22 protein-coding genes and 1 pseudogene are annotated in these 26,168 nt (G+C 72.0%); 10 read left to right on the plus strand and 13 right to left on the minus strand.

Features of this window, described 5'->3' with window-relative positions:
- Positions 1 to 137 precede the first annotated feature (137 nt).
- Together LZF96_RS16030 and LZF96_RS16035 are read right to left on the minus strand one after the other, a co-directional pair.
- The gene (locus LZF96_RS16030) at positions 138 to 926 is read right to left on the minus strand and encodes an exodeoxyribonuclease III (RefSeq protein WP_233872303.1); all 789 of its coding nucleotides are present in this window, start codon (positions 924 to 926) and stop codon (positions 138 to 140) included.
- A 117-nt stretch (positions 927 to 1,043) separates the two neighbouring features.
- Entirely contained in the window at positions 1,044 to 1,709 is a 666-nt protein-coding gene (locus tag LZF96_RS16035) for an MBL fold metallo-hydrolase (protein ID WP_233872305.1), read from the minus strand.
- A gap of 256 nt (positions 1,710 to 1,965) precedes the next feature.
- Between LZF96_RS16035 and LZF96_RS16040 the strand changes: the two genes are divergently transcribed.
- From LZF96_RS16040 to LZF96_RS16060, 5 genes are all read left to right on the plus strand, one after another.
- Positions 1,966 to 2,793: an ABC transporter ATP-binding protein gene (locus LZF96_RS16040; RefSeq protein ID WP_233872308.1), complete on the plus strand. Its 828-nt coding sequence runs from the start codon at positions 1,966 to 1,968 to the stop codon at positions 2,791 to 2,793.
- 74 nt (positions 2,794 to 2,867) lie between these two features.
- Positions 2,868 to 3,806 (plus strand): ABC transporter ATP-binding protein, encoded by a 939-nt coding sequence (locus tag LZF96_RS16045; protein WP_233872457.1) that lies wholly within the window; start codon positions 2,868 to 2,870, stop codon positions 3,804 to 3,806.
- Positions 3,803 to 4,693 (plus strand): branched-chain amino acid ABC transporter permease, encoded by an 891-nt coding sequence (locus tag LZF96_RS16050; RefSeq protein WP_233872311.1) that lies wholly within the window; start codon positions 3,803 to 3,805, stop codon positions 4,691 to 4,693. The genes LZF96_RS16045 and LZF96_RS16050 overlap by 4 nt, the downstream gene beginning before the upstream one ends.
- A complete protein-coding gene (locus LZF96_RS16055; protein WP_374203254.1) occupies positions 4,686 to 5,867 on the plus strand; it encodes a branched-chain amino acid ABC transporter permease in 1,182 nt (393 codons plus the stop codon). The genes LZF96_RS16050 and LZF96_RS16055 overlap by 8 nt, the downstream gene beginning before the upstream one ends.
- Positions 5,864 to 7,153 carry an ABC transporter substrate-binding protein gene (locus LZF96_RS16060; RefSeq protein ID WP_233872314.1) on the plus strand — a complete coding sequence of 430 codons (1,290 nt, stop codon included), beginning with the start codon at positions 5,864 to 5,866 and terminating at the stop codon, positions 7,151 to 7,153. The genes LZF96_RS16055 and LZF96_RS16060 overlap by 4 nt, the downstream gene beginning before the upstream one ends.
- A gap of 253 nt (positions 7,154 to 7,406) precedes the next feature.
- On the opposite strand, the gene pssA is transcribed toward LZF96_RS16060, so the two are convergent.
- The 7 genes from pssA to ccrA all read right to left on the minus strand — a co-directional run bounded on the left by pssA (position 7,407) and on the right by ccrA (position 15,640).
- Positions 7,407 to 8,270, minus strand: a complete 864-nt coding sequence (gene pssA / locus LZF96_RS16065) for a CDP-diacylglycerol--serine O-phosphatidyltransferase (protein WP_267940974.1) — start codon at positions 8,268 to 8,270, stop codon at positions 7,407 to 7,409.
- On the minus strand, positions 8,257 to 8,904 hold the full coding sequence (locus tag LZF96_RS16070) for a phosphatidylserine decarboxylase (protein ID WP_233872317.1): 648 nt from the start codon (positions 8,902 to 8,904) through the stop codon (positions 8,257 to 8,259). Before LZF96_RS16070 ends, pssA begins: the two co-directional genes overlap by 14 nt.
- Positions 8,905 to 9,158: 254 nt before the next feature.
- Positions 9,159 to 10,364 carry an acyl-CoA dehydrogenase family protein gene (locus tag LZF96_RS16075; RefSeq protein WP_233872320.1) on the minus strand — a complete coding sequence of 402 codons (1,206 nt, stop codon included), beginning with the start codon at positions 10,362 to 10,364 and terminating at the stop codon, positions 9,159 to 9,161.
- A 1-nt stretch (position 10,365) separates the two neighbouring features.
- Complete coding sequence (locus tag LZF96_RS16080; protein ID WP_233872323.1) at positions 10,366 to 10,890, minus strand: MaoC family dehydratase; 525 nt, start codon at positions 10,888 to 10,890, stop codon at positions 10,366 to 10,368.
- Between the two features lie 190 nt (positions 10,891 to 11,080).
- Positions 11,081 to 12,067, minus strand: coding sequence for a CoA ester lyase (locus tag LZF96_RS16085; RefSeq protein ID WP_233872326.1), 987 nt, complete (start codon positions 12,065 to 12,067; stop codon positions 11,081 to 11,083).
- A 163-nt stretch (positions 12,068 to 12,230) separates the two neighbouring features.
- Positions 12,231 to 14,288 (minus strand): protein meaA, encoded by a 2,058-nt coding sequence (locus tag LZF96_RS16090; RefSeq protein WP_267940975.1) that lies wholly within the window; start codon positions 14,286 to 14,288, stop codon positions 12,231 to 12,233.
- Positions 14,289 to 14,299: 11 nt separating this feature from the next.
- Positions 14,300 to 15,640 carry a crotonyl-CoA carboxylase/reductase gene (gene ccrA, locus LZF96_RS16095; RefSeq protein WP_233872329.1) on the minus strand — a complete coding sequence of 447 codons (1,341 nt, stop codon included), beginning with the start codon at positions 15,638 to 15,640 and terminating at the stop codon, positions 14,300 to 14,302.
- A 574-nt stretch (positions 15,641 to 16,214) separates the two neighbouring features.
- On the opposite strand from ccrA, the gene LZF96_RS16100 reads away from it, so the two are divergent.
- A complete protein-coding gene (locus tag LZF96_RS16100; RefSeq protein WP_374203255.1) occupies positions 16,215 to 16,637 on the plus strand; it encodes a DoxX family protein in 423 nt (140 codons plus the stop codon).
- Between the two features lie 212 nt (positions 16,638 to 16,849).
- Here LZF96_RS16100 and LZF96_RS16105 read toward each other — a convergent pair whose 3' ends face one another.
- Both LZF96_RS16105 and LZF96_RS16110 read right to left on the minus strand, forming a co-directional pair.
- The gene (locus LZF96_RS16105; protein WP_233872332.1) at positions 16,850 to 17,650 is read right to left on the minus strand and encodes a TetR family transcriptional regulator; all 801 of its coding nucleotides are present in this window, start codon (positions 17,648 to 17,650) and stop codon (positions 16,850 to 16,852) included.
- Between the two features lie 10 nt (positions 17,651 to 17,660).
- Positions 17,661 to 19,565, minus strand: coding sequence for a 3-hydroxyacyl-CoA dehydrogenase family protein (locus LZF96_RS16110; RefSeq protein WP_267940976.1), 1,905 nt, complete (start codon positions 19,563 to 19,565; stop codon positions 17,661 to 17,663).
- A 470-nt stretch (positions 19,566 to 20,035) separates the two neighbouring features.
- Between LZF96_RS16110 and LZF96_RS16115 the strand changes: the two are divergent.
- Together LZF96_RS16115 and LZF96_RS16120 are read left to right on the plus strand one after the other, a co-directional pair.
- Positions 20,036 to 20,871, plus strand: a pseudogene (locus LZF96_RS16115) (pentapeptide repeat-containing protein).
- 182 nt (positions 20,872 to 21,053) lie between these two features.
- Complete coding sequence (locus LZF96_RS16120; protein WP_233872335.1) at positions 21,054 to 22,661, plus strand: peptide chain release factor 3; 1,608 nt, start codon at positions 21,054 to 21,056, stop codon at positions 22,659 to 22,661.
- A 34-nt stretch (positions 22,662 to 22,695) separates the two neighbouring features.
- Here the strand turns inward: LZF96_RS16120 and LZF96_RS16125 are convergent, their stop codons facing one another.
- On the minus strand, positions 22,696 to 23,085 hold the full coding sequence (locus LZF96_RS16125) for a MerR family transcriptional regulator (protein ID WP_233872474.1): 390 nt from the start codon (positions 23,083 to 23,085) through the stop codon (positions 22,696 to 22,698).
- A gap of 739 nt (positions 23,086 to 23,824) precedes the next feature.
- Between LZF96_RS16125 and LZF96_RS16130 the strand changes: the two genes are divergently transcribed.
- Both LZF96_RS16130 and LZF96_RS16135 read left to right on the plus strand, forming a co-directional pair.
- A complete protein-coding gene (locus LZF96_RS16130) occupies positions 23,825 to 24,031 on the plus strand; it encodes a hypothetical protein (RefSeq protein WP_233872338.1) in 207 nt (68 codons plus the stop codon).
- A 157-nt stretch (positions 24,032 to 24,188) separates the two neighbouring features.
- Entirely contained in the window at positions 24,189 to 25,022 is an 834-nt protein-coding gene (locus LZF96_RS16135) for a hypothetical protein (protein WP_233872341.1), read from the plus strand.
- Between the two features lie 330 nt (positions 25,023 to 25,352).
- On the opposite strand, the gene LZF96_RS16140 is transcribed toward LZF96_RS16135, so the two are convergent.
- Entirely contained in the window at positions 25,353 to 25,742 is a 390-nt protein-coding gene (locus LZF96_RS16140) for a MerR family transcriptional regulator (RefSeq protein ID WP_233872477.1), read from the minus strand.
- Positions 25,743 to 26,168: the final 426 nt, after the last annotated feature.

Below are 26,168 nucleotides of genomic sequence, written 5' to 3' on the forward strand. Positions count from 1 at the left end.
CGCCGTTCGGGATCACGTCCATGCCCATGCCCATGCCCATGCCCGGGGCCACGGCGGCACCGGCACCCGGCCGGCCCTCGCCACGACACCGGCGCCGAGGGGTGCCGGGAGGGCCGTGGCGCGTTCGCGGGCGCGGCTCAGCCCGCCGGCTCCAGGTCCACCACCACCGGCGCGTGGTCCGAGGCTCCCTTCCCCTTGCGCTCCTCGCGGTCCACGTGCGCGTCCCGCACCGCGCCCACGAACGCGGCGTTGCCGTAGACCAGGTCGATCCTCATGCCCTTGTTCTTGGGGAAGGCCAACTGCCGGTAGTCCCAATAGGTGAAGGGGCGGTCGTACTTCAGCGGCCGGGGCATCACGTCCCGCAGGCCCGTCGCGCGCAGCCCCGCCAACGCCTCGCGCTCCGCGGCGGTCACGTGGGTGGAGGTCTCGTCGAAGACCCCGATGTCCCAGACGTCCTCGTCCGTCGGGATCACGTTGAAGTCGCCCAGCACGGCGAACGGCCGCTCCCCGGCGGCGTCCGCCGCCACCGCCGCGCGCAGCGCCGCCAACCACTCCAACTTGTACGCGTAGTGGGGGTGTTCCACCTCCCGACCGTTGGGCACGTACACCGACCACACCTTCACCCCGCCGCAGACCGCCGACACGGCCCGGGGCTCCACGACCCCCTCGTACCCCGGCGCGCCGGGCAGTTCGGTCACCGGCTCCTCCAGACCCACCCGGGAGAGCACCGCGACGCCGTTCCAGCGGCCGGTGCCCGCCACGAGCGCCTCGTACCCGGCCTCGCGCAGCCGCTCCGCCGGGAAGGCGGCGAGGTCGCACTTGAGTTCCTGGAGGCAGAGCACATCGGTGCCGCTGCGTTCCAGCCAGGCCACCAGGCGTTCCAGGCGGACGGTGACGGAGTTGACGTTCCAGGTGGCGATGCGCATCGGTGCTCCGGGCGTGGGTGGGTGCGGGTGGGATGACGACTGTCGGGGCGGGGCTGTCGGGACGCGGGTGGGACGGGGCGGACGGCGCCGACGGGAGACGAGCGGGTGGACCGGCGATCAGGCGAGGGCGAGGGAGTCGCCCGGCTCCAACCGGAGGTACTCCGCGGCGCCCAGCCCCGGACCGGCCGGCCCCATGTTCCGGCCGTAGACGGTGTGCCCGGCCGGTCCCAACAGCCCGTCGTGCACGGCCACCGCCCGGCGCGGCCCGACCTCCCGCACGTACTCCACCACCTCGGAGAACTTGTTCCACGGCGCGTGCACCGGCAGCAGCAGCGTCTCCACCTCCCGCTCCGGCACGGTCAACGCGTCGCCGGGGTGGAAGACCGTGCCCGCTCCGCCCTCCGGGTCCTCCACCAGGAAACCGACGTTGGCGACCCGGGGCAGGTCGGGGTGGATCACGGCGTGCAGCTCACCGTGCACCTCGACCGGGAAGCCGGCGGCGGTGAGGGTGTCGCCGTCGCCCACCGCGTGCGCGCGCCCCGGGAAGGCCGTCGACATCACCTCGCTCACGGCACGCGGAGCCCACAGCTCCACCGCCGGGTCCGCCTCCATCGCCGAGCGCAGCCGTCCCTCGTCGAAGTGGTCCGGGTGCTCGTGGGTGACCAGCAGCGCGTCGGCCCCGGCGGCCGCGTCCCGCTCGCCGAACGCGCCGGGATCGATCACCAGGGTGCGGTCCCCGTGGACGATCCGGACGCAGGCGTGACCGTGCTTGGTGAGCTTCATGCGGTCATTGTGCTACGGGTGGCGGCCCCTTGGCGCACCGTGCCGGGTGCCGCGCGGCGCCGGGTCACGACCTCGGCCGGCAGCCCGACGGAAGATGACTTCCACGAGGTCACCGGCCTCTCCCCGTATCGGTTGGGCAACCGCACAACGGGCCTCCCCGGTCGTTGGTCACAGGCAGCGATTCCGCGATCCGGCATGGACGGGGCGCGGGGCCGGTGCTGGGGTGTGCGGACACGCTGCTGGAAGGGGGTGGCCGATGGAGGCCGCCATTCTGCGGGTGCGCGGACTCGCCGCCGGGTACGGACCGGTGCACGCGCTCTCGTCCGTCTCCCTGGAGGTGCCCGACGGTGCCGTCACCGCCGTACTGGGCGGCAACGGGGCGGGCAAGTCCACGCTGTTGCGGGCCGTCTCCGGCACGCTGCGGTTCCAGGGCGGCGCGATCACCGGCGGGAGCATCGAGTTCGACGGCGAACGGCTCGACGGCCGCAACGCCGCGCAGATCGTCGCCGCCGGGGTGGTGCAGGTGCCCGAGGGGCGCCAGGTCTTCGCCCGGATGACCGTCTCGGACAACCTGCGGGCCGGTGCCCTGGGCGCCCGACACGGACGCAAGGGCGAACAGGAGGCCCGCGACCGGGTCTTCGACCTGTTCCCGGTTCTCGCGGAGCGGGTGCACCAACGAGCCGGACTGCTGTCCGGCGGCGAGCAGCAGATGCTCGCCATGGGGCGGGCCCTGATGGCCCGCCCGCGCCTGCTGCTGCTCGACGAGCCCTCGCTGGGGCTGGCGCCGATGATGGCCGCCCGCATCGCCGACACCATCCGCGAGATCAACGCCCAGGGCACCGCCGTCCTGCTGGTCGAGCAGAACGCCGCGCTCGCGCTGGGCCTGGCGACCCGGGCGGTGGTGCTGGAGACCGGCGCCGTCGCGCTGTCGGGGACCGCCGCCGAGTTGGTCGCCAGCGACGAGGTGCGCCGCCGCTACCTGGGCGTCGGCGACGAGGACGCCGCCGCCGACGCGGAGGCCGGCATCCGGGCCGAGCACGATCACTCCGACGGCCGGCCGACGCTGCGGAGGTGGGTCGCGTGAGCCCCGACACCCCCGGCGGATCCGGCGCGCCGGCCGGCACCGCCGTCGCCGAGACCCCTCCCGCCCCGCCCCGGCTGGAGATCACCGACCTCACCGTCCGTTTCGCCGGCCTCACCGCCCTGGACCACGTCTCCTTCGCCGTCGAGCCCGGCAGCATCCACGCCGTCATCGGCCCCAACGGCGCGGGCAAGTCCACCTGCTTCAACGTGCTCTCCGGCGTCTACCGGGCCACCTCGGGCAGCGTGCGGCTCGGCGACCGGGAACTGACCGGCCTGCCCCCCGAGCGGATCGCCGCCCTCGGGGTCGCCCGCACCTTCCAGAACCTGGCACTCTCCGACCACGCCACCGTCGCCGACACCCTGCTGTTGGGTCGGCACCGCCTGACCCGCACCGGCTTCGTCGCCGCGGGGTTGCGGTTGCCCTCGGCGGTCCGGGAGGAGGCCCGGCACCGTGAGCGGATGCGGGAGATCGCCGCCTTCCTGGGCCTGGAGCCGTATCTCGGCCTTCCCGCCGGGGCCCTGCCCTACGGCCTGCAGAAGCTGGTCGAACTGGGCCGGGCGCTGTGCATGGAACCCGAGGTGTTGTTGTTGGACGAGCCGATCGCCGGGATGACGCCGACCGAGCGCCGCCACGCGGCCGGGGTCATCACCGCCGTCCGGGAGAACCTGGGCGTCTCGGTCCTGCTCGTCGAGCACGACATGGGCGTGGTGATGCGGCTCGCCGACACCGTCACCGTCCTGGACTTCGGCCGACTGATCGCCCACGGCGATCCCGGCCGGGTGCAGAACGACCCCGAGGTGGCCCGCGCCTACCTGGGCACCAACGGCGGGGCCGAGACCAGCTCGACCACCCGGGTGACCGGTGTCCCCGACCCGAAGACGACCGACCCGAAGACGACCGACACCACCGAGCCCCGGGCCGACGGCCCGGACCCCGGCACCGACGTGTCCGGAGCCTCCGACGGGCCCTTGGACGGGCCGTCGGACGGGGGAGAGGCTGGAGCTTCCCGATGACGACCTTCCTCGAACTGCTGATCACCGGCATCTCACTGGGATCGGTCTACGCGCTGATCGCCCTGGGCTTCGTGATCATCTTCAAATCCACCGAGGTGGTGAACTTCGCCCACGCCTCGCTCCTGCTCGCCGGCGGCTATTTCGCCGTGATCAGCCGTGACACCCTCGGGTTCTGGCTCGCGCTGCTCGTCGGCATCGCCGGCGCCGCCCTGCTGGGCATGCTCCTGGAGTTCCTGATCATCCGGCGGTACCGGGGGCACGACCACAGCGTGCTGGCGATCGTCACGATCGGCATCGACATCGTACTGATCACCGAATTCGCACGCCGTATCGGTCCGCAGATCTTCAGCTACCGAGACCCCTGGGGCAACACCCTGGTCCAGTTGGGGCCGGTGAACATCCCGCAGACCCGGGTGGCGGCCTTCCTCGTCGCCGGCGCGCTGATCACCGTCTTCCTGCTGGCCTTCCGCTTCACCTCCTGGGGCGTGGCGATGCGGGCCGCGGCGGAGGACCGGGGAACGGCGGCGCTGATGGGCGTGCGACTGGGCTGGATCTCCGCCTCCGCCTGGGCGGTGGCCGGCGCGCTGGCCGCCGTCGCCGCGCTCTTCCTCTCCGTCTTCCCCACCACCGGCCTGGATCGGGATACCGGCCTGGTCGCGCTCAAGGCATTCCCCGCCGCGATCATCGGCGGCCTGGACTCCACCACCGGGGCCCTCGCCGGCGGTCTGATCGTCGGTGTCACCCAGTCCCTGGCCACCGGATACCAGAGCGAGCTCTCCTTCCTCGGTAACGGCATCGGCGACCTCGCCCCCTATCTGGTGATGGTGGTCGTCCTGCTGATCCGTCCGGCCGGACTCTTCGGAACGAGGGAGCTCTCCCGTGTCTGATCTGCTCACCCGCGTCCGCAGGGGGGCCGGGGCGGGGGAGAAGGGTCCCGGCGGTCCCGCCGGCGGAACGTCCGGCCGCACCCCCCGCGACCTGGTCACCCCCGGCCTGTGGCTGGTGCTCGGCCTGGTGCTGATGCTGATGCCCTTCTACCTGGAGGCGTTCTGGCTGCGGGCCGGCCTCTTCGCGATGGCCGCCGCCATCGGCGCGATCGGCCTGAACCTGCTCACCGGCGCCACCGGTCAGCTCTCCCTGGGCCATGCCTTCTTCCTGGCGATCGGGGCCTACGGCTACTGCGTCTTCGCCGGGGACCCGGACGCCAACGTCGTCGGCTTCGGGATGCCGCCGCTGCTCGCGGTGGTCCTCGCGGTGCTCCTGGCGGGGGTGGCCGGCGGTGTCTTCAGTCCCATCGCGGGCCGGCTGCGCGGTGCCTACCTGGGTATCGCCACGCTGGCGCTGATCTTCATCGGTCAGCACGTGCTCTTCAACGCCCACGACCTGACCGGCGGTTACAACGGCCGGTCGGTACCGCCGCTGGACATCCTCGGCTTCACCTTCGACAACGAACGCGTCATGGTCGCCTCGGTGCCGTTCCAGGCCGTGGAGAAGCTCTGGTACCTCGGGCTGGTCCTGCTGGTGGTCGGGGCCCTGTTCGCCCGCGGTGTCCTGCGCTCCCGGCCCGGACGGGCGATGAACGCCATCCGTGACCACCGCATCGCCGCCGGCGTCATGGGCGTGCCGGTGGCCCGCTACCGGGGTGCCGTCTTCATCCTCTCCTCGATGTACGCGGGGCTGGCCGGAGTGCTCCTGGCGCTGGTCTTCCAGCGCACCGTGCCGAGTTACTTCGGCCTGATCCTGGCCCTGGAGTACCTGGCCATGATCGTGATCGGCGGGCTCGGCACGGTGGGCGGGGCCGTCCTGGGGGCGTTCTTCGTCACCGTCATCCCGCAGGCCCTGACCCGCTACAGCGAGGCGCTGCCCCTGGTCTCCGCACCGGGCACCGGCGGCGTCGCGCCCGGTGAGGTCTCCCGCTACCTGTACGGCGCGGCGGTGGTCGCCGCCGTGCTCTTCCTACCCGGCGGGCTGGTACGCCTGCCCGCCGTCCTGCGTGCCCGAAGGGCACGACGACGCAGGGCCAGAACCACCAATACCGGGAACATGGAGGTTCCGTCATGAGAAAACACAGTGCTTCGTCGGCCGCGGTCGCGGCGGCGACTGTCCTGGCCCTCACCCTGACCGCCTGCAGCAGCAAGGCGGAGGACGACAACGGGGGCGGCGGGGGGAACGGCGGTTCCGGTGACGCGGGGGACGGCGAGAGCGTCGCCACCGGCCCCGGCGTCACCGACGACACCATCGCCCTCGGCGCGCTCACCGACATGACCGGCCCCTACGCCACCCTCGGGGTGAGCATCACCCAGGCCCAGCAGCTCTACATCAAGGAGGTCAACGCGGAGGGCGGGGTCTGCGAGCGGGACCTCGAGCTGACCACCCGTGACCACGGTTACGACGCCTCGCAGGCGATCTCCGCCTACAACGAACTCGAGCCGAACGTCCTGGCCTACACGCAGTTCATCGGCTCGCCCTTCGTCGCCGCGGTCAAGGACCAGGTCGACTCCACCGACCACGCCGTGATCGTGGCCCAGGCCTGGACCGCCGCCCTGCTGGGCAGCGAGTACATCCACATGGTCGGCAGCACCTACGACGTGGAGACGATCAACGCGATCGACTTCCTGATGGACGAGAAGGGGCTGTCCGAGGGCGACACCATCGGGCACGTCTACTTCGAGGGGGACTACGGCGAGAACGCCCTGGAGGGCGCCCGGTACGCCGCCGATGAGCTGGGGCTGAGCATCTCCGAGCAGCAGATCAAGCCCACCGACGAGGACATGACGGCGCAGGTCGGCACGCTCGCCCGGGAGGGTGTCTCGGCGATCATCGTCAGCGCCGGTCCGCGCCAGGCCGCCTCGGTGGCGGGTGTGGCGGCGGCGGTCGGCCTGGATGTGCCGATCATCGGCAACAACTCGGCCTTCGCCCCGCAGCTCCTGGCCACCGACGCCGCCCCGGCGCTGCTCGACAACTTCTACATCGCCGCCCCGACCCTGCCCATCGGCTCCGAGGAGGAGGGCCCGAGCACCCTGGCCGAGGCCTACCTGGCCGAGTACCCGGACGCCACCCTGGACAACGGTGTGGTCGCCGGCTGGAACGCCGCCCGCCTGGTCGCCGACGCGCTGCGCATCGCCTGTGACAACGACGACCTCACCCGGGAGGGTGTGGCCGCCGCGATGCAGGAGCTGAACGACTACGACAACGCCTTCGGCATCGTGCACGACTTCTCCGACCCGGCGAACCCCTCGTCGCTGGAGAGCTTCATCATGACCCCCGACGCCGAGGTCCCCGGCGGCCTGGTGGTCGAGCGCGAGGCCTTCGTCTCCGACCTGGCCGAGAGCTTCCCGCGCGGCTGACCCCGCCGGCGGTGTGCCGTGCGGGGGCGGCGGGCGGGAACCGGTCCGTGCCCGGGATGTGCGGCGTTCCCCGGACTCCGGGGCACGTGCCGGTCCGCCGGGGTCCGGGGAACGGGACCGTGCCGGGCCGGCTCACCGGGCTCCTCCGGTTTCCCCGACTCACCGGGCGGGACCGCCACCGGCTCGTGCCCCGGCCGTCGTGACCTCGGCGTCGTCTCCGCCGTTCCCGGCGCCGCGCGACGCGGACGGTGCCTCAGACGCGGGCGCGCGCGGCGGCCCGCGCCTCCCGGCGGTTGTCGCGGAAGCTGTTGACCCGACGCGCGGTGGCGAACAGTGGGATCACCGCGCCGAGCACCACCTGCATGGCGCACCCGGTCTGCAGCAACAGCTCACCGCCCGGGGCGTCGAACGCCCAAGCGGTCAGCATGGCCATGCCGATGATGATCCATCCGAGCATCGCGGCCGCCAACGGCCCGCGCGGCTTGGGGTACTCCACCCGGCTGACCATCAGCCAGGCCACCCCCACGATCGCCAGCAGGGTGGGGAAGAACGGCAGCTCCAGCAGGACGATGGAGACCACCGTCAGGGCCCCGAAGGGGCTCGGCATCCCCTGGAAGACGCCCTCGGGCACCGTGACGCAGGAGAACCTGGCCAACCGCAGCACGACGGCCAGCAGGACCACGATGGCCGCCAGCGCGGACAGCGGCTCGTGCACCGAGCCGACCACCAGGCCCCAGACGATGACGAAGTAGGCCGGGGCGAGCCCGAAACTGATCAGGTCGGAGAGGTTGTCCAACTCCGCGCCCATCGGCGAGCTGCGCAGCTTGCGCGCCACCAGGCCGTCGAACAGGTCGAACACGCTCGCCAGGAGCATGAGCAGCACGGCGGTGGCGGCGTTGTTGCGCACCACGCCGACATCCCCGGTACCGGTGAGGTGGGGGATCAGCACGCCGGTGGTGGTGAAGTAGACGGCCAGGAACCCGCAGGTGGCGTTCGCCAGGGTCAGGGCGTCGGCTATCGACAGGCGCAACGACAGGGGCATGTCGTCGTCATCGTCGTCGTCCACATCGGCGCCCGGGGTCCAGGAGTCCCGGGCGTTGCGGTCAATCACGGTCAAGGCGAGTCACCCCCGCGGTCGTGATCTCGCCGACCTCCACGGCCGGCTCGATACCCTCGGGAAGGTAGACGTCCACCCGGGAGCCGAAGCGGATCAGGCCGACCCGCTCACCCTGCTCGACCTTGGTGCCGTCCACCACGTAGGGGACGATCCGACGGGCCACGGCGCCCGCGATCTGGATCATCTCGATGTCACCCAGCTCGCTGTCGAAGTGCCAGACGACCCGCTCGTTGTCCTCGCTCTCCTTGTTGAAGGCGGGGACGAAGCCACCGGGCACGTGCTGCACCGAGGAGACGGTGCCGGCCACCGGCGCCCGGTTCACGTGGACGTTGAGCGGGCTCATGAAGATGGCCACCCGGGTGCGGCCGTCCTTCCACGGCATGATCGACTGCACCACGCCGTCGGCCGGGGAGATGACCCGGCCCCGACCGATCTCCCGCTCGGGGTCGCGGAAGAACCACAGCATGCCCGCCGCGAGCGCGGTGGCGGGTACGGCGACGGCGGCCCAGCGCCCGGAGCGGCGGGCCTTGGCGAGGCTGACGGCGGCGGTGGCGACGGTGGGCAGCAGCCACGGCGACGCACCGCGGGCGAGACGCACCCGGCCGCGGGCTTCGGGGAGGGAGCGGTGGGGCATGGGAGACCTTCGTCGGCGGGAGGGACATGCGCGGGAATGCGATGCTCCTTTACGGGGAATGCTATCGGCTTCGTGCCGCGTACGGACAAGCGCGCGCGACGGTCGGGATCACCGATCCCGACCGTCGCGCGCGTCGTTCCGTCCGAATCGGGCCCTCATCTCCGGGAAAGGCGTCTCCCGGGTCGGGAGTGAAACGGGTCACGATTGCAGGAAAAGGGCGAATCGGCGTGTCGGAGGTGGCGCCGCGAACGCGCTCAGTTCCGTTCCCGGTACTCCTCGAGAAGGCGACGCCCGATGATCATTTTCTGGATCTCGGCCGTTCCTTCACCGATCAGCAGCATCGGTGCCTCCCGGTAGAGCCGTTCGATCTCGTACTCCTTGGAGAAGCCGTAGCCGCCGTGGATGCGGAAGGACCCCTCCACGACCTCCTTGCAGTACTCGGCGGCCAGGTACTTGGCCATGCCCGCCTCCAGGTCGTTGCGCCGTCCGGAGTCCTTGGTGCGGGCCGCGCCGACCATCAGGGCGTGCGCCGCCTCCACCTTGGTGGCCATCTCCGCCAGCCGGAACTGCACCGCCTGGTGCTCGGCGATCGGCTTGCCGAAGGTGTGCCGCTGCTGGGCGTAGGCGATGCCCAGCTCGAAGGCGCGCAGGGCGACGCCGCAGCCGCGCGCCGCCACGTTCACCCGGCCCACCTCGACGCCGTCCATCATCTGGTAGAAGCCCCGCCCGGTGGTCCCGCCGAGCACCCGGGCGGCCGGTATCCGCAGGCCGTCCATGATCATCTCGGTGGTGTCCACCCCCTTGTAACCCATCTTCTCGATCTTGCCGGGGATGGTCAGGCCCGGTCGCACCTCACCGAAACCGGGCTCCTTCTCCACCAGGAAGGTGGTCATCGACCGGTGTGGGGGCGCGTCCGCCGGCTGCCCCTCGTCGGTGCGGCACAACACCGCCACCAGGGTGGAGGAACCGCCGTTGGTCAGCCACATCTTCTGCCCGGTGAGCAGGAAGTCGTCGCCGTCGCGCACCCCCTTGGAGGTGATGGCGGCCACGTCCGAGCCCAGGGCCGGCTCCGACATCGAGAACGCGCCGCGCACCTCGCCGGTCGCCATCCGGGGCAGGAAGTGCGCCCGCTGCTCCTCGGTCCCGTGGTGACGCAGCATGTGGGCGACGATGAAATGGGTGTTGATGATGCCCGAGACGCTCATCCAGCCCCGGGCGATCTCCTCCACGCACAGGGCGTAGGTCAGCAGCGACTCGCCGAGCCCGCCGTACTCCTCGGGGATCATCAGGCCGAACAGGCCCAACTCCTTGAGCCCCTCGACGATCTCGGCCGGGTACTCGTCTCGGTGCTCCAACTCGCCGGCGACCGGCAGGATCTCCTTGTCGACGAATCCCCGAACCGTGTGCAGGATCTCCCGCTGGATGTCGGTCAGGCCCTCGGTGCGTGCCAGGCGTCCCATCTCACTTGTCTCCCTTCGGCCGCTGTTCGCGCGGCTCCGGGCGGCCGGGCTGCTCCCCGCCGCGCTCCTCGATGTACGCCGCGGTGGGCACCATCACCTTGCGCCGGAAGACGCAGACCGGGGTGCCGTCCTGCTTGTGGCCCCGGGTCTCCACGTGCACCACGCCCCGGTCCGGACGGGAGGAGGAGAGGCGCTTGTCCAGCACGGTGGTCTCGCCGTAGATCGTGTCACCGTGGAAGGTCGGCGCGACGTGCCGCAGGGACTCGATCTCCAGGTTGGCGATCGCCTTGCCGGAGACGTCCGGAACCGACATTCCCAGCAGCAGGGAGTACACGTAGTTGCCGACCACCACGTTGCGCCCGAAGTCGGTGGAGCCCTCGGCGTAGTGGGCGTCCAGGTGCAGCGGGTGGTGGTTCATGGTCAGCAGACAGAACAGATGGTCGTCGTACTCGGTGACGGTCTTGCCGGGCCAGTGTTTGTACACGTCGCCGACGGTGAATTCCTCGTAGGTGCGGCCGAACTGCATCTCAGGGCGCTCCGGGGGGTGCGGGTGACGGGGTGCGGGCGGACGGGGCCGGGCCCCGGCGGGAGGGAGCCGGGAGGGGGAGGGCGAGGGAAGCCGGGAGCCGGGAGGAGGCGGGGGAGGAGGGTGTCCCGGGGCGGTGGGGAGCCTCCCCGCGAACCCACCGCCCCGGGACACCCGGTCCGGGAAGGGATCAGTCGGTGGGCGGCTCGAACCGCGAGGTGCGCCGCAGCCCCGCCGCGCGCCCCTTGCCGGCCACCACCAGCGCCATCTTGCGGCTGGCCTCGTCGATCATCTCGTCGCCGAGCATCGCCGAGCCCTTCCTGCCGCCCTCCTCGGAGGTGAACCAGGCGTAGGCGTCCAGGATCAACTCGGCGTGGTCGTAGTCCTCCTGCGAGGGCGAGTAGATCTCGTTCGCGGCGTCGATCTGCCCCGGGTGCAGCACCCACTTGCCGTCGAAGCCCAGCGCGGCGGCCCGCCCGGCCACCTCGCGGAACCCGTCCACGTTGCGGATCTGCAGGTAGGGGCCGTCGATCGCCTGCAGGTCGTTGGCCCGGGCGGCCATCAGGATGCGCATCAGGATGTAGTGGTAGGCGTCGGCGCCGTACCCCGGCGGCTGCTCCCCGACCACCAGCGACTTCATGTTGATCGAGGCCATGAAGTCGGCCGGCCCGAAGATGATGGTCTCCAGCCGCGGCGAGGCGGCGGCGATGGCGTCGACGTTCACCAGGCCGCGGGCGTTCTCGATCTGCGCCTCGATGCCGATCCGGCCGACCTCCAGACCCATGGTCTTCTCGATCTGTGTCAGCAGCAGGTCCAGGGCGACGACCTGATCGGCGTCCTGGACCTTCGGCAGCATCAGGCAGTCCAGGTTCGACCCCGCGCCCTCGACGACCGTGACCACGTCCCGGTAGGTCCAGTGGGTGGTCCAGTCGTTGATCCGCACCACCCGGGTCTTCCCGCTCCAGTCGCCCTCGTTGAGCGCCTTCACGATGCTGTGCCGGGCGTCCTCCTTGGCCAGCGGCGCGCAGGCGTCCTCCAGGTCCAGGAAGACCTGGTCGGCGGGGAGGCCCCGGGCCTTCTCCAGGAAGCGGGGGCTGCTGCCGGGTACGGCCAGGCAGGAGCGGCGGGGCCGCAGCCGGCTGGTCCCGGTCGGGGTCCCGGTGGGCTCGGCGGTCATCTGTCCTCCGGTGTTCGGGGCGATCGGCCCGGGTGGGGCGCGGGTCGCCGATGGTTCGATGCGGGTCCGGTGCGGGTGCGCGCCGGGGTCGATCGCGGGCGCGCCGGTGGGGCGGTCGGGCCGGCAGGCGAGGGACGGGTGTCCCGTCGGGCCGGTCGGGGGCTCAGCCGGGCACCCGGGACGCCGGTCGGTGCGCCCGGCGGATCTCCTCGACGATACGGCCGATGATCCCCGTGATCCCGAAGTCCTTGGGGGTGAAGACGGCGGCCACCCCGGCGGCCCGCAGCGCGGCGGCGTCGGCGGCCGGGATGATGCCGCCCACCACCACCGGGATGTCGCCGGCCCCGGCCTCCCGCAGCCGGCGCAGCACGTCCGGCACCAGTTCGGCGTGCGACCCGGAGAGGATGGACAGCCCCACACAGTGCACGTCCTCCGCCACGGCGGCGGCGACGATCTGCTCGGGGGTGAGCCGGATGCCCTGGTAGACCACCTCGAAGCCGGCGTCCCTGGCCCGCACCGCGATCTGCTCGGCCCCGTTGCTGTGCCCGTCCAGGCCGGGCTTGCCGACCAGCAGGCGCAGCCGTCCGGCCCCCAGCTCCCGGGCCGTCTCCTCGACCGCCCGGCGCACGCCGGCCAGCTCGCCGCCCTCCTCGGGCGCGACCGCGACCGGTGCCCCGGAGACCCCGGTGGGTGCCCGGTACTCGCCGAAGACCTCCCGCAGGGCCCATGACCACTCACCGGTGGTCACGCCCGCCCGGGCGCACTCCATCGTGGCGGGCATCAGGTTCTCCGTGCCGGCCGCGACGCGCTTCAGTCCGCCCAGGGCGCGGTGGACCCGCTCCTCGTCCCGCTCGTCGCGCCACCGGCCCAGGGCCTCCACCACCCGCGCCTCGTTGGCCGGGTCCACGGTCAGGATGGCGGCGTCGAGGTCGGCGGTCAGCGGGCTCGGTTCGGTCGTCCGGTGGCAGTTGACGCCGACGATCCGCTCCTCCCCGGACTCGATGCGGGCCCGGTGCCGGGCGTGCGAGGCGACCAGTTGCGACTTGAGGTAGCCGGATTCCACGGCCGCCATGACACCGCCCATCCCCTCGATGCGCCGCATCTCCTCGTCGGCGGCGGCCATCAGCTCCTCCACCTTCTCCTCGACCACCTTCGAGCCCTCGAAGAGGTCGGGGTACTCCAGCAGGTCGCTCTCCTCGGCGAGCACCTGCTGGATGCGCAGCGACCACTGCTGGTCCCAGGGCCGGGGCAGACCCAGCGCCTCGTTCCACGCCGGGAGCTGCACCGCGCGCGCCCGGGCGTCCCGGGAGAGGGTGACGGCCAGCATCTCCAGCACGATGCGCTGCACGTTGTTCTCCGGCTGTGCCTCGGTCAGCCCCAGCGAGTTGACCTGCACGCCGTAACGGAAGCGCCGCCGGCGGGGATCGGCGATGCCGTACCGCTCGCGGGTGATCCGCTCCCACAGGCGGGTGAAGGCCCGCATCTTGCACATCTCCTCGACGAAGCGGACGCCCGCGTTGACGAAGAAGGAGATGCGGCCGACCACGTCGCCCATCCGCTCGGGCGGCACCTGCCCGCCGTCGCGCACCGCGTCCAGCACCGCGACGGCGGTGGACAGGGCGTAGGCGACCTCCTGGACCGGACCGGCCCCCGCCTCCTGCAGGTGGTAGCTGCAGATGTTGATCGGGTTCCACTTCGGCATGTGTTCCACGGTGTGCGCGATCATGTCCGTGGTCAGCCGCAGCGAGGGGCCGGGCGGGAAGACATGGGTCCCCCGGGAGAGGTACTCCTTGACGATGTCGTTCTGGGTGGTGCCCTGCAGGGCACGGGGATCCGCCCCCTGCTCCTCGGCGACCACCCCGTAGAGGGCCAACAGCCACATGGCGGTGGCGTTGATGGTCATCGAGGTGTTCATCCGCTCGAGCGGGATGTCCTCGAACAGTCGCCGCATGTCACCCAGATGGGAGATCGGAACACCCACCCGCCCGACCTCGCCGCGTGCCAGCACGTGATCGGGGTCGTACCCGGTCTGGGTGGGCAGGTCGAAGGCGACCGACAGGCCGGTCTGGCCCTTCTCCAGGTTGCGCCGGTACAGCTCGTTGGACGCCTCGGCGCTGGAGTGGCCCGCGTAGGTGCGCATCAGCCACGGGCGGTCCTTGGGACGCGCCCCGGCGGAGGGGTCGTTCGGGCCCGGGTCGGGCGGGGGAGTGGTGCGGCTCATGGCGGTCTCCCTCACCCCTCGCCGCGGAAGATGTTGATGGAGTCGATGTGCTGCTCGCGCAGTTCGGGGTCGGTGACGCCCAGGCCCTCGCGGGGCGCCAGGCACAACACGCCGACCTTGCCCTGGTGCACGTTGCGGTGCACGTCGTGGGCGGCCTGACCGGCTTCCTCCAGGGAGTAGCTGCGCGACACCGTGGGGTGGATCTTCCCCTTGGCGATCAGCCGGTTGGCCTCCCATGCCTCGCGGTAGTTGGCGAAGTGGGAGCCGACGATGCGCTTGAGCGACATCCACAGGTAGCGGTTGTCGTAGGAGTGCATGTAGCCGGAGGTGGAGGCGCAGGTGACGATGGTGCCGCCCTTGCGGGTGACGTAGACGCTGGCGCCGAAGGTCTCCCGGCCGGGGTGCTCGAAGACGATGTCCACGTCCTCGCCACCGGTCAGCTCGCGGATGCGCTTGCCCAGGCGCTTCCACTCCCGCGGGTCCTGGGTGTGCTCGTCCTTCCAGAAGGCGTAGTCCTCGGCGTTGCGGTCGATGATCGCCTCGGCTCCCATCCGCCGGCAGATCTCCGCCTTCCGCGGGGAGGAGACCACGCAGATGGGGTTGGCGCCGCCGGCGAGCGCGAACTGGGTGGCGTAGGAGCCCAGGCCGCCGGAGGCGCCCCAGATCAGCACGTTGTCGCCCTGCTTCATCCCGGCGCCGTTGCGGGAGACCAGCTGCCGGTAGGCGGTGGAGTTGACCAGGCCGGGCGCGGCGGCCTCCTCCCAAGTCAGGTGCCTCGGCTTGGGCATCAGCTGATTGGTCTTCACCAGGGCGATCTCGGCCATGCCGCCGAAGTTGGTCTCGAAGCCCCAGATGCGCTGCTCGGGGTCGAGCATCGTGTCGCCGTGTCCGTCGGGGGACTCCAACTCCACCGACAGGCAGTGTGCGACGACCTCGTCGCCCGGCTTCCAGGCGTTGACGCCCACGCCGGTGCGCAGCACCACGCCGGCCAGGTCGGAACCGATGACGTGGTAGGGCAGGTCGTGCCGCTTGGCCAGGGGGGAGAGTTTCCCGTAGCGCTCGAGGAAGGTGAAGGTGGAGACGGGTTCGAAGATCGAGGTCCACACCGAGTTGTAGTTCACGGAGCTGGCCATGACCGCCACCAGCGCCTCGCCGGGGCCGAGTTCGGGCAGCGGCACCTCGTCCAGGTGCAGTGACTTGCGGGGGTCCTTCTCCCGCGTGCTCAGGCCCTCGAACATGTCGGCCTCGTCCTTGTGGACGGTGACCGCGCGGTAGGACCCGGGCAGGGTCAGGTTGGCGAAGTCCTCGCTGGTGCTCTCCGGTGCGCTGATCGCGTCCAGGATCTGCTTCACGGTGTTGCCTCCGACGGGTACGCGTCACGGGGACGCGGTGGGGACGACGGTCGTCACGACGGGTCCGGCGTCGCCGACCGGGTGCGGCCGGGACATCGGTGGTGCGGATACGGGTTCCGGTGTGCGGCGTTGCCGGTGCCGCGGTGTCCCGGGGGACGACCGCGGACACCGGCGACGCGGGGTCGGGTGCGATGTCGTGACTTCGGTGGTGCGGTGCCGTCGGTCCGGCGGCGGTGCTGCGGCTCGCGCGGTCGCGCTGGTGCCTGTGACGCAGGCGGCCGGGAACGTTCCGCTGAGCGGTGGGACCACGTCCCGGCGAATCCCACGGTATGGCACGGCGTGCCGAGTGACAAGGCACTGAGTGCCAAATATTTCGCTCAAAAGTCACCGCCGGATCGCACATGAGCGTGTTCGAAAGGGGTGGGGGTCGGGACCGACCGGGCGGCCCACCTCCTTGGCGGCGGGGTGACCGGTGGGTAACATCCGCCGGGAGAACCGCTTCCTCCCCGGCCCGGGTGTCGGGGAGCCCAGCCCCGGACCGCGCACGGTCCGTCCCGCGTCAGGAGGTCCCATCGTGGCCCGTACGCCGAGGTCGGCGGAATCCGGCAGGTCCCCGGACCCCCGCACCTCCGCCCGTCTGCTCGCCGGCCTGCTCGGCACGGCGGGGGTGCTGCACTTCGTCACCCCGCGACCGTTCGACGCGATCGTGCCCCGCTCCCTGCCCGGCCGTCCCCGCCATTGGACCCGGATCAGCGGGGCCGCCGAACTCGCCCTCGCCGCCGGCCTGGTCGCCCCCCGCACCCGCCGGGCGAGCGCCCTGGCGACGGCGGTCTTCCTGGTCGCCGTACTGCCCGCCAACGTGCGGATGGCTCGCGACTGGAGCCGTCGCCCGGCACCGTGGGCACAGATCGCCCGGGCCCGGGTGCCCGGTCAGGTGCCGTTGGTGCTGTGGGCGCTGCACGCCGCCCGCCCCGACCGGCGCCCCGCGCGGGACTGAGGCGCGACCCGAACCGGGCGCCGACCGGCGGGGCGACCGGGGGCCCGGTTCCCGGCCGTCTCCGGGCGGACCCCCGGGGCCCGCCCGGGTCGATCACCTCCGGGACGGCGCGCCGGCACCCCGTGCCGGGGCGGGGCCGGGCCGTCGGCGCCCCGGCGTCGAGGTGCCTCGTGGGTGGGTGCCTCGTGAGGACGGCGGAACCCCGGGGTCGGTCAACGCCGTTGCAGGGCCTCCTCGATGGAGCGCAGCACCTCCGGCAGCGGCGTGTCGGTGCGGGCCACCGCCACCACCACCTCCGGCGCGGCCGGCATGCCGCCGGGTTCGCCGCCGGCGGCCACCGGCAGGTTCCCGAAGGTCCGCCGGACCACGGCGAACGCCCGGTCCAGGTCGCCCTCCACGTCCCCCTGCCCGCCGCTGCGCAGCCACCGCCGCAGCACGTGGTTGTGGGCCGTGACCACCGCAGAGGCGGCGACCTCCGCCAGCAGCGGCTCGTCCCCGGCGCTGCCCTCCCGGTGCGCCGTCTCGTCGAACTGGGCCAGCAGGTAGCGCGTGAACAGCCGCTCGTACCGGGCGACCGAGGCGATCTCCCGCTCCCGCAGCGCGGGCACCTCGCGGGTCAGTTGGTAGCGCTCCACCGAGACCGCGGGGGAGGCCGCGTACATCCGCATGACCTCCTTGATCCCCCGACAGACGGTGTCGATCGGGTTCTCCCGGGTCGGGGCGGCCTCCAGGACCGCCCGCGCCCGCTCCAGGGTGTCGTCGTGGTCGGGGAAGATCGCCTCCTCCTTGGAGCGGAAGTGGCGGAAAAACGTCCGTCGCGCGACACCGGCCGCCGCCGCGATCTCGTCCACGGTGGTGGCGGCGTAGCCCTTGGTCGCGAAGAGCTCCATCGCCGCCGAGGCCAGCCGCCGCCGCACCTTCAGGCGCTGGGAGGCGGCGGCCGGCGCCTGTGGCGCGCGGGCATCGGGTGACACGGACTTCACGGGCTGGGCCATGAGCCGAACGTAGCCCATCCGCCCGCGTTCAGGCCGACGCCCCGGTGTATTCCCGGAAGCCGCGTCCGGTCTTCCGTCCCAGGCAGCCCGCCTCCACCAGTTGCCGCAGCAGCGGCGCGGGGGCCAGTGAGGGGTCCCGGAACTCCCGGTGCAGGGTTTCCTCGATGGCCAGCGACACGTCCAGCCCCACCACGTCCAGCAGTTCGAAGGGGCCCATCGGGTAGCCGCCACCCAACTTCATCGCGGTGTCCACGGCGTCCGGGGTGGCGTAGTGCTCCTGGACCATCTTCACCGCGTCGTTCAGGTAGGGGAACAACAGCGCGTTGACGATGAAGCCGGCCCGGTCCCCGCAGTCCACCGGGTGCTTGCGGACGCGGGCGCAGACCTCGTGCACGGTGGCGTGTGCCTCGTCCCCGGTCAGGACGGTGCGCACCACCTCCACCAGCTTCATCGCGGGGGCGGGGTTGAAGAAGTGCATCCCGATGACGTCCTGCGGCCGGGAGGTGGCACGGGCGCAGGCCACCACCGGCAGCGAGGAGGTCGTGGTGGCCAGCACCGCGCCGGTGCGACAGACCTTGTCCAGGGCGCGGAAGAGTTCCTGCTTGACCGTCAGGTCCTCGGCGATCGCCTCGACGGCGAGGTCCACGCCGGCCAGCGACTCCAGGGTGTCGGTGGGCACGATCCGGGCCAACGCGGTGTCCCGGTCCTCCGCCGACATCCGACCCCGGTCCACCGAGCGGTTCAGGGACTTGGCGATCCGCCCCCGGGCCGTGTTCGCCTTCTCCTCGCTGCGGGCCACCAGGATCACCGGGAACCCGGCCTTGGCGAAGACCTCCGCGATGCCCGAGGCCATCGTCCCGGAGCCGACCACACCGACGGTCTCCACCGGGCGGGCGCCGGTGGTCCGGCCGGCACCGGCATCGCCGCCGGCGTCGTTCCCGCCGTCCGTCGCCGGGTCGGGCACCGCCGTGGCGTCGGGGCCGGTCCCGGAATAGGTGTAGAAGCCGCGTCCGGCCTTGCGGCCGGTCATCCCGGCCTCGGCCAACTGGCCCAGGATGGGAGTGGGCGCGTGCAGGCGGTCGCGGGACCGTTCGTACATGGCCTCCAGCACGGCCCGCGCGGTGTCGATGCCGATCAGGTCCAGCAACTCCAGGGGGCCCATCGGCAGGCCGCAGCCCAGCCGCATCGCGGCGTCGATGTCCTCGCGGGTGGCGTACCGGGCCTCGTACATCGCGGCGGCCCGGTTGAGGTACCCGAACAGCAGGCCGTCGGCGATGAATCCGGGGCGATCCCCGGCGGACACGGGCTCCTTGCCCAGATCGCGGGCGAGTTCGGTGACCCGTTCGACGGCGTCGGGGGAGGTCAGCACGGAGGAGACCACCTCGACCAGGCGCATCGCGGGGACGGGGTGGAAGAAGTGCAGCCCCACCACCCGCTCGGGTCGGGCCGTCTCGGCGGCCAGCCGGGTGACGGGCAGGGCGTTGGTGCCGGTGGCCAGGATCGCGTCCGGACGCACCACGGAGTCCAGGGCGGTGAGGACCGACAGCTTCAGGTCGTACTCCTCGGGCACCACCTCGATCACCAGATCGGCGGGGGCGGCGTCGGCGGGGTCGGTGCCGGCGCGGAACCGGGAGAGCAGGTCGCGGCGCTGCTGCTCGGTGATCCGACGGCGCTCGACCGCCCGGTCGGCGGAGGCCCGCAGGTGTTCACCGGCACGCTCGGCGGCGGCCGGGTCGATGTCGATGCCGATGACCTCGCGGCCGGAGCGCAGCAGGACCTCGGCGATGCCGGTGCCCATCGTGCCCAGACCGACCACGGCGACCACGGGCAGCGGGGGGTGGGGCTTTCCGGCGGTCGGAGCCGCGCCGGAGGGGTCGGCGGTGGGGGAACCGGGGGAGGGGGAACCGGAGGTGGTGGAAACGGGACGGTCCATCACGGGACTCCTGGGGTCCGAGGGGTGACGACGGGGCACCACGGGCACCGGGCGCTCGCCGCGGGCCCTGAGGGCGCGGCGGAACGCGCGAAGGTCGGTGCGATGGGGAAACCCGGGCCGGGGCACGACGGCTCCGGTGGTGCGGAACGGCGGGCCCTGTCCCGGGGCCCGTCGCGCGGTGCGGGTGGAGTGCCGGACCGAAGGGCACTCCGGCGGCTGCGTCACCAAACCGCCTGAGCGGGATACCGCTCTCATGAGCAGGCTAACCGGTCGGTAACCCGCCGGCCAGCCCCCGACGCGCCCCGCTCCGTGTGGCGCGCGCCACTCCCGGCCGGATTCATGCCCCGCGCTTCACCCGGTGGGCGCGGAAAGCCGGTGGCCCCGGGCCACCGGCTCTCCGCAAACCGTGCCGGAGACACCCCCGGGGTGTCGTCCCGATCCACCGTGACCCACCCATCGGAAAGCGACCCGTGACCTCCGAGCCCCCCGGCCCGGCGGAGGCGGTACCCCCGACGCTCCGCCCCGACCGCGCGAACCGCTTCGCCCTGTGCTGCGTGGCCCTCCCCTGCACGGCCTCCGCCGACTTCCCCGTCGACAAACCCGCAGGTCGTCCCCGCGGGAACCTGCTGGGGAACTTCCGCTGCGGCATTCACGACCACCTCCGGGAGCGCGGATACGCCGGATGCGGGGTCTTCGACTGCCAAGGCGCCGGACAGCGCGTGTCGCGGGAGACCTTCGGCGGCCGGGATTGGCGCACCCACCCGGAGATCTCCGCCCGGATGTTCGAGGTCTTCCCCGTCGTCCGTCTGCTGCACGAACTCCTGCGGTACCTCCACGAGGCGATCGCCCTCGCCGCCGACCACCCGACGGCCCCTTCCATGGCCCGGGACCTGCGCCGGGCCATGGCGGAGACGGAGGCCCTGGCCTCGGCGGACGCCGATCGTCTCGCGGCTCTCGCCGACGACGGCCGCGACCTCGCCGACCACCGTGAGCGGGTGAACGTCCTGCTGTTGCGTCTCGGTGAACGGGTGCGCTCCGCCCTGCCGGGACCGCGTCGGAACCTGCGCGGCGCCGACCTCGCCGGAGCCGACCTCGGGCGTGCGGACCTGCGCGCGGCCACCCTGAGGGGTGCCCTGCTCATCGGGGCGGACCTGCGCGACGCCGACCTGCGCGGGGCCGAGTTGATCGGCGTCGACACCAGGGGCACCGACCTGCGCGGGGCCTTCTTCCCGACCGATTGGCCGCCGGCCGGGGGGACGCCCGGACCTGCCTGCCCGTCGGCCTCGCGCGTCCCGTCCACTGGTGACCCGATCGCCCGGCGGCCGACTCACGGGCGAATGGGCCTCGGGTTTCCCCCGGACCCTTACGCGGGGGTAGATTTGCGGGTGCGCGTCGGCGCCCGGACGTCGATCGACGACTCCCGCGCGGCACGCCCCGACCGGGGACCCCCGGTCGGATCAGGACCGATCCCGAACGGCGGCACCAGCGGTGAACGACCCCACCTCGGCGGCAGCGGCGGCGACCCAGGCGCCCCGACGCCGCACCTTCGCGGTGATCTCCCACCCGGACGCCGGTAAGTCCACCCTGACCGAGGCGCTGGCCCTGCACGCGCGGGCCATCACCTCGGCCGGCGCCGTGCACGGCAAGGGCGACCGGCGCGGGGTGACCTCGGACTGGATGGCGATGGAGCAGGCCCGGGGCATCTCGGTGACCTCCGCCGTCCTGCAATTCGACCACCGGGACCGGGTGCTCAACCTCCTCGACACCCCCGGCCACGCCGACTTCTCCGAGGACACCTACCGGGTGCTGGCCGCCGTGGACTGCGCGATCATGCTGGTCGACGCGGCCAAGGGCCTGGAGGAGCAGACCCGCAAGCTCTTCGACGTCTGCCGTCACCGGGGCGTACCGGTGATCACCTTCGTCAACAAGTGGGACCGGCCCGGCCGCGACGCCCTGGAACTCCTCGACGAGATCGAGCGCGAGTTCCGCATCCAGCCCACTCCGGTGACCTGGCCGATCGGCATCGCCGGCCACATGCGGGGCCTGATCGACTCCCGCGACCCCGACGCCGTGCTGCGCTACACCCGCGCCCCCGGTGGGGAGCGGGCCGCCGAGGAGGAGCGGCTGACCGGCGAGGAGGCCGCCGCGCTGGGCGAAGACCTGGAGACGGCCCGGGAGGAGGTGGAGCTGTTGGCGGCCACCGGCGCCGTGCACGACCGGGAGACCTTCCTCGCGGGGAAGACCACCCCCGTCTTCTTCGGCGCGGCCCTGTCCAACATCGGTGTCCGCCTGCTGCTGGACGCCGTGGTGGACCTCGCCCCGCCGCCCGGCCCCCGGGAACTGGCCGGGGGCGGTCACCGGCCGGTGGATGCCGAGTTCTCCGGTCTGGTGTTCAAGGTGCAGGCCAACATGGACCGTTCGCACCGCGACCGAATCGCCTTCGTCCGGGTCTGCTCGGGGGTCTTCGAGCGGGGGATGACGGTCACCCGGGCCTCCACCGGCCGGCCCTTCGCCACCAAATATGCCCACAGTGTCTTCGGTCAGGAGCGCTCCTCGGTCGAACTGGCCTACCCCGGTGACGTGGTGGGTCTGGTCAACGCCGGCACGCTGGCTCCGGGCGACACCCTGTACGCGGGGAAGAAGGTGGAGTTCCCGCCGATGCCGACCTTCGCTCCCGAGCACTTCGCCGTCGTCCGACCGGTGGACATCGGGAAGTCCAAGCAGTTCCGGCGCGGCATCGCCCAGCTCGACCAGGAGGGCGTGGTCCAGGTGCTGGTCTCCTCCCTGCGGGGTGAGCAGGCCCCGGTGCTGGCGGCGGTCGGGCCGATGCAGTACGACGTGGTGGCCCATCGGATGGAGCACGAGTTCGGCTCCGCCGTGAAACTGGAGCGCCTGCCCTACAACCTGGCCCGCGCCACCGACGCCGCCGGCGGGGCGGCGCTGGACGCCTCGCGTCTGGTGCACGGTGAGGCCATGACCCGGGTCAAGGACGGCACCGTCCTGGCGCTGTTCCCCAACCGTTGGCACGCCGGCTCCTTCGAGCGGGAGTTCCCCGACCACCCGCTGGAGCCGCTGGTCGCCGCCCACGAGCAGTGAGCATCCCGCCCCGGCGCGTCGGTGTCGGGGCGATTCAGCGAAGGGAGGGGGTCAGGCGGTTTTTGAGGGTGGCGCCGAAGTCCTCGGCGGCCATGAGTTGGGCGCGGAGTTTCTCGCAGCGGGCGTCGGTGATCTGTTGGTAGGCGCGCAGTCGCTCGCGCAGTCGCTCGGCCTCCTCCGGCCCGGGTTCGGGGTCGCGGGCGGCCAGAGCGTCGATGGTTTCGAGGAGTTCGCCCATTTCCTCGAGGGAGAAGTCCAGTGGTTTCATCCGGCGGATCACCATGAGGCGTTCGACGTCGGATTCGGTGTAGAGCCGGAAGCCGCCCTTGCTGCGGGCGGAGGGGGTCACCAGGCCGAGTTCCTCGTAGTGCCGGATGGTGCGCAGGGACAGTCCGGTGCGTTCGGCGACCCGACCGATCTGCATGTGCCGCCCGTGGTCCGTCACCGTGTCGCCCTTCCCTTGTCCCCGGTGGGGACCGTTCGCGTGGTCCCACAGCCTACCGGCCGGTTCCGCGGTTCGAACCTTCCCGCGGCGTTCCCGGGAGTTTCGCGAACACGTCACCCCACCCCCGTGGTGACTTCGGCGGCGACCGGTGGTCGATGCCGAAGTGTGGCCTTCGTTCGGGAAGTGGCGAACCCCTCCCGGGCCCGTCCCGGGGCGGCTTCGCGGTGGTGGCCGCTGAAGAGCCCGATCCCCCCGGATCGGGGCGTTCCCTCTCGGAAGATGGACCTCACGGGGCGTCGGCCTTTTCGGTGAGGGGAGTCGGAGCGGGACGCCAAGGCTCCGGCCTCTCCCGTAACCCTTGCTCGAGTCGGTGACGGGGAGGGGCCGGAGGCGGGGACTCCGGTTCGAAAGGGGGGGACGCCCCGGAGTCACCCGGTCGGCGCCGCGCCAGTCCACCGCGACACACCGACTCGCTCACTATACCCTCGCCCGACGTGAGAGTGGAAGGTTTCCCCTCGCTTTCGAAGGGTCTCCTCCCAGCGAACTTCTCCCCTCCGATCGGAGGGGAGTGCCCGTGACTCTCCAGCTGCGTTAGAGTATGCCTGTTTTCGGGGCCTGGCATCCGGGTGCGCGAGTCATCGCCCCGCCGCATCCGCGTGATGCGAGAGGTGCCCGGGGGTTCCCTGCTCCGCCACCCCTCCTCGGATCGGAGTTCTTCATGGCCAACGAGGTCACCCGGATCGAAATCGCCGACCATCTCTCCGAAGCCTTCCGCTCGGGAGCGGCGAGCAGGGACGAACTCCTGCTCGCCGCCGCCGAGGCCCGTCCGGAGGTGCGACTGGTCCTGCAGCGCCTTCCCGAACGTCACTACACCGATATGCGACAGTTGTGGGAGGAGCTTCCCGCGATTCCGGTCGAGCTCTGATCCTCCACTACCGCGCGGGTGCCGGGGAGGCGGCGTGAAGCCCCTCCGGACGTGACGGAGGTCGACGAGCCCCGAGGGGCGCCGGTCGGGTACCGGGATGGGAACCGTGAACGACCCCCGGGGCGATCGAAGAAGTCGGAAAGGGTGGTGGAGGCGGATGGCCGCGACACCGAGTTGTCCCTCCTGCGGTGAGGAAGAGGAACTACGGGGCGAGAACCGGGGTTCGGACATCCGGGTGAGTTGCCTGCGCTGCGGGGCCTCGTGGATGCGGGGTGTGCCGGTGTGCGCGGGGTGCGGTCGGGATGACCTGGTGGAGCGACCCCAGGCGATGACCCGGTACTCGCGCGGCAATCAGCTGTCCATCATCGGATGGCGGCAGTTGCCGCTGTGCCGGGAGTGCGACGCGCCGGCGCTGGAGCGCTCGATCGCCGAGAACGTGGCGGTACACGGGGATTACGTCTCCCGAGCCCTGCACGCGCCCGGATCGACCCCACCGCCTCCGCGCGACAGGAGGCCCGGCCCCCCGGTGGGGGATGAACCGCCCGTGCCGCGCCGGCCCGAAGCGCTCGCCACCTCCCCGAAAACCTCCGTCTCCGAGGCGAGGACCGAGGTTACGGCTCCGTCTCCGGAGTCCCCGGCCGAGCCCTCCTGTTCGTCCTCCCCGCCCCGGGCGGTTCGCGGGCGGGCGCCTTCCCCGCCGATGGCGGTGCCGACGGTGCGGCAGGCGATCCAGGCGTTTCTGGCGGATGCCTCGGGGTCGGTGGATCACACGGCGATGCTGCTGTTGGGAACCCATCTGGGTTCCCAACAGAGGTTGAACGTGTTGGAGGGGCCGGAGGCCGCGGCCTCCCTGGCGCGGTGGTTCGCCGACCGGTGGGGGGAGGCCGGTGGAGAGACCACCGAAAGGGCGCGGGAGACACTGTGTCGGGCGGTGGATCACTGGGGGGTCCGGGGCTGGTTGGCCACCGACCCGGCGGCGGAATTGCGGTGACACTCCCGGGGCGGGGCGCCGGTCTTGCCGGCGCACCCTGCCGTCGGGGTAGGGTTTTCATGGCGCGAGAGTGTGTCGTCGGTCATCCCGCCCAAGGCCACGTGGGCGGGCGGCCCCGAACACCCTCGCGCTTTTCGCGTGAAGGCATCCGCTGGGCCTGGCCGGAAAACCTCACGTGGTGTTAGGGTTGCCCCGCTCGTCGTTCCCGGTTGGGTGCGGGATCGGCCTGCTTCCGCGCCGTTCCGGGTGGGCGAGCCCGTCCCCCGGCCTCCGCCTCCCCGGAGCGGCGATCTCTTCCGCCCTCGCTTCCATCCTTCCCCCCCCCCGCCTTCACCGACTCCGGTGGGCCAGGCGGTTTTTGAGGGTGGCGGCGAAGCCCTCGGCGGCCATGAGTTGGGCGCGGAGTTTCTCGCAGCGGGCGTCGGTGATCTGTTGGTAGGCGCGCAGTCGCTCGCGCAGTCGCTCGGCCTCCTCCGGCCCGGGTTCGGGGTCGCGGGCGGCCAGAGCGTCGATGATGCCCAGGAGTTCGCCCATTTCCTCGAGGGAGAAGTCCAGTGGTTTCATCCGGCGGGCCATCATGAGGCGTTCGACGTCGGATTCGGTGTAGAGCCGGAAGCCGCCCTTGCTGCGGGCGGAGGGGGTCACCAGGCCGAGTTCCTCGTAGTGCCGGATGGTGCGCAGGGACAGTCCGGTGCGTTCGGCGACCCGACCGATCTGCATGTGCCGCCCGTGGTCCGTCACCGTGTCGCCCTTCCCTCGTCCCCGGTCGGGGCACGTTCGCGTGCTCCCACAGCCTACCGGCCGGTTCCGCGGTTCGAACCTTCCCGCGGCGTTCCCGGAAGTTTCGCGAACACGTCACCCCACCCCCGTCCCAGTGATCACTCTCACAGCGTTTAACAGGGAGTTTTCCCGGTTGTGAGCTGGTGGTGGTCGAGATCATCCCTCACGTGAGGGTAGAGTTCTTGATGAGCGGGAGGCCCCGCGTCCCGGGTTCGGGCGCATCGGCTCCATCCCCTCCACCCCATGCTTCCCGGGCAACGAAGCCCGTTCGGCACCGCAGTGTCCGGTGCCGGTCCGGTCGCCGCGTAGTGAACGCGGAAGACCCCCACCACATCCGGCCCGGAGTCCGTGACTTCTCGCGGCCGT

Origin of the sequence: Streptomyces sp. ST2-7A (genome assembly GCF_021390475.1) — a bacterium.
Lineage (GTDB): Bacteria > Actinomycetota > Actinomycetes > Streptomycetales > Streptomycetaceae > Streptomyces.

Bases quoted from the DNA above. Each gene is read 5' to 3' on its own strand.
- LZF96_RS16080 (WP_233872323.1), bottom strand. From the start codon at position 10,890: ATGCAGTTCGGCCGCACCTACGAGGAATTCACCGTCGGCGACGTGTAC.
- LZF96_RS16050 (WP_233872311.1), top strand. From the start codon at position 3,803: ATGACGACCTTCCTCGAACTGCTGATCACCGGCATCTCACTGGGATCG.
- LZF96_RS16135 (WP_233872341.1), top strand. From the start codon at position 24,189: ATGGCCGCGACACCGAGTTGTCCCTCCTGCGGTGAGGAAGAGGAACTA.
- LZF96_RS16105 (WP_233872332.1), bottom strand. From the start codon at position 17,650: ATGGGCTACGTTCGGCTCATGGCCCAGCCCGTGAAGTCCGTGTCACCC.
- LZF96_RS16090 (WP_267940975.1), bottom strand. From the start codon at position 14,288: ATGAGCCGCACCACTCCCCCGCCCGACCCGGGCCCGAACGACCCCTCC.
- LZF96_RS16075 (WP_233872320.1), bottom strand. From the start codon at position 10,364: ATGGGACGCCTGGCACGCACCGAGGGCCTGACCGACATCCAGCGGGAG.
- LZF96_RS16085 (WP_233872326.1), bottom strand. From the start codon at position 12,067: ATGACCGCCGAGCCCACCGGGACCCCGACCGGGACCAGCCGGCTGCGG.
- LZF96_RS16130 (WP_233872338.1), top strand. From the start codon at position 23,825: ATGGCCAACGAGGTCACCCGGATCGAAATCGCCGACCATCTCTCCGAA.
- LZF96_RS16040 (WP_233872308.1), top strand. From the start codon at position 1,966: ATGGAGGCCGCCATTCTGCGGGTGCGCGGACTCGCCGCCGGGTACGGA.
- LZF96_RS16035 (WP_233872305.1), bottom strand. From the start codon at position 1,709: ATGAAGCTCACCAAGCACGGTCACGCCTGCGTCCGGATCGTCCACGGG.
- LZF96_RS16030 (WP_233872303.1), bottom strand. From the start codon at position 926: ATGCGCATCGCCACCTGGAACGTCAACTCCGTCACCGTCCGCCTGGAA.
- LZF96_RS16060 (WP_233872314.1), top strand. From the start codon at position 5,864: ATGAGAAAACACAGTGCTTCGTCGGCCGCGGTCGCGGCGGCGACTGTC.
- LZF96_RS16140 (WP_233872477.1), bottom strand. From the start codon at position 25,742: ATGCAGATCGGTCGGGTCGCCGAACGCACCGGACTGTCCCTGCGCACC.
- LZF96_RS16110 (WP_267940976.1), bottom strand. From the start codon at position 19,565: ATGGACCGTCCCGTTTCCACCACCTCCGGTTCCCCCTCCCCCGGTTCC.
- LZF96_RS16070 (WP_233872317.1), bottom strand. From the start codon at position 8,904: ATGCCCCACCGCTCCCTCCCCGAAGCCCGCGGCCGGGTGCGTCTCGCC.
- LZF96_RS16125 (WP_233872474.1), bottom strand. From the start codon at position 23,085: ATGCAGATCGGTCGGGTCGCCGAACGCACCGGACTGTCCCTGCGCACC.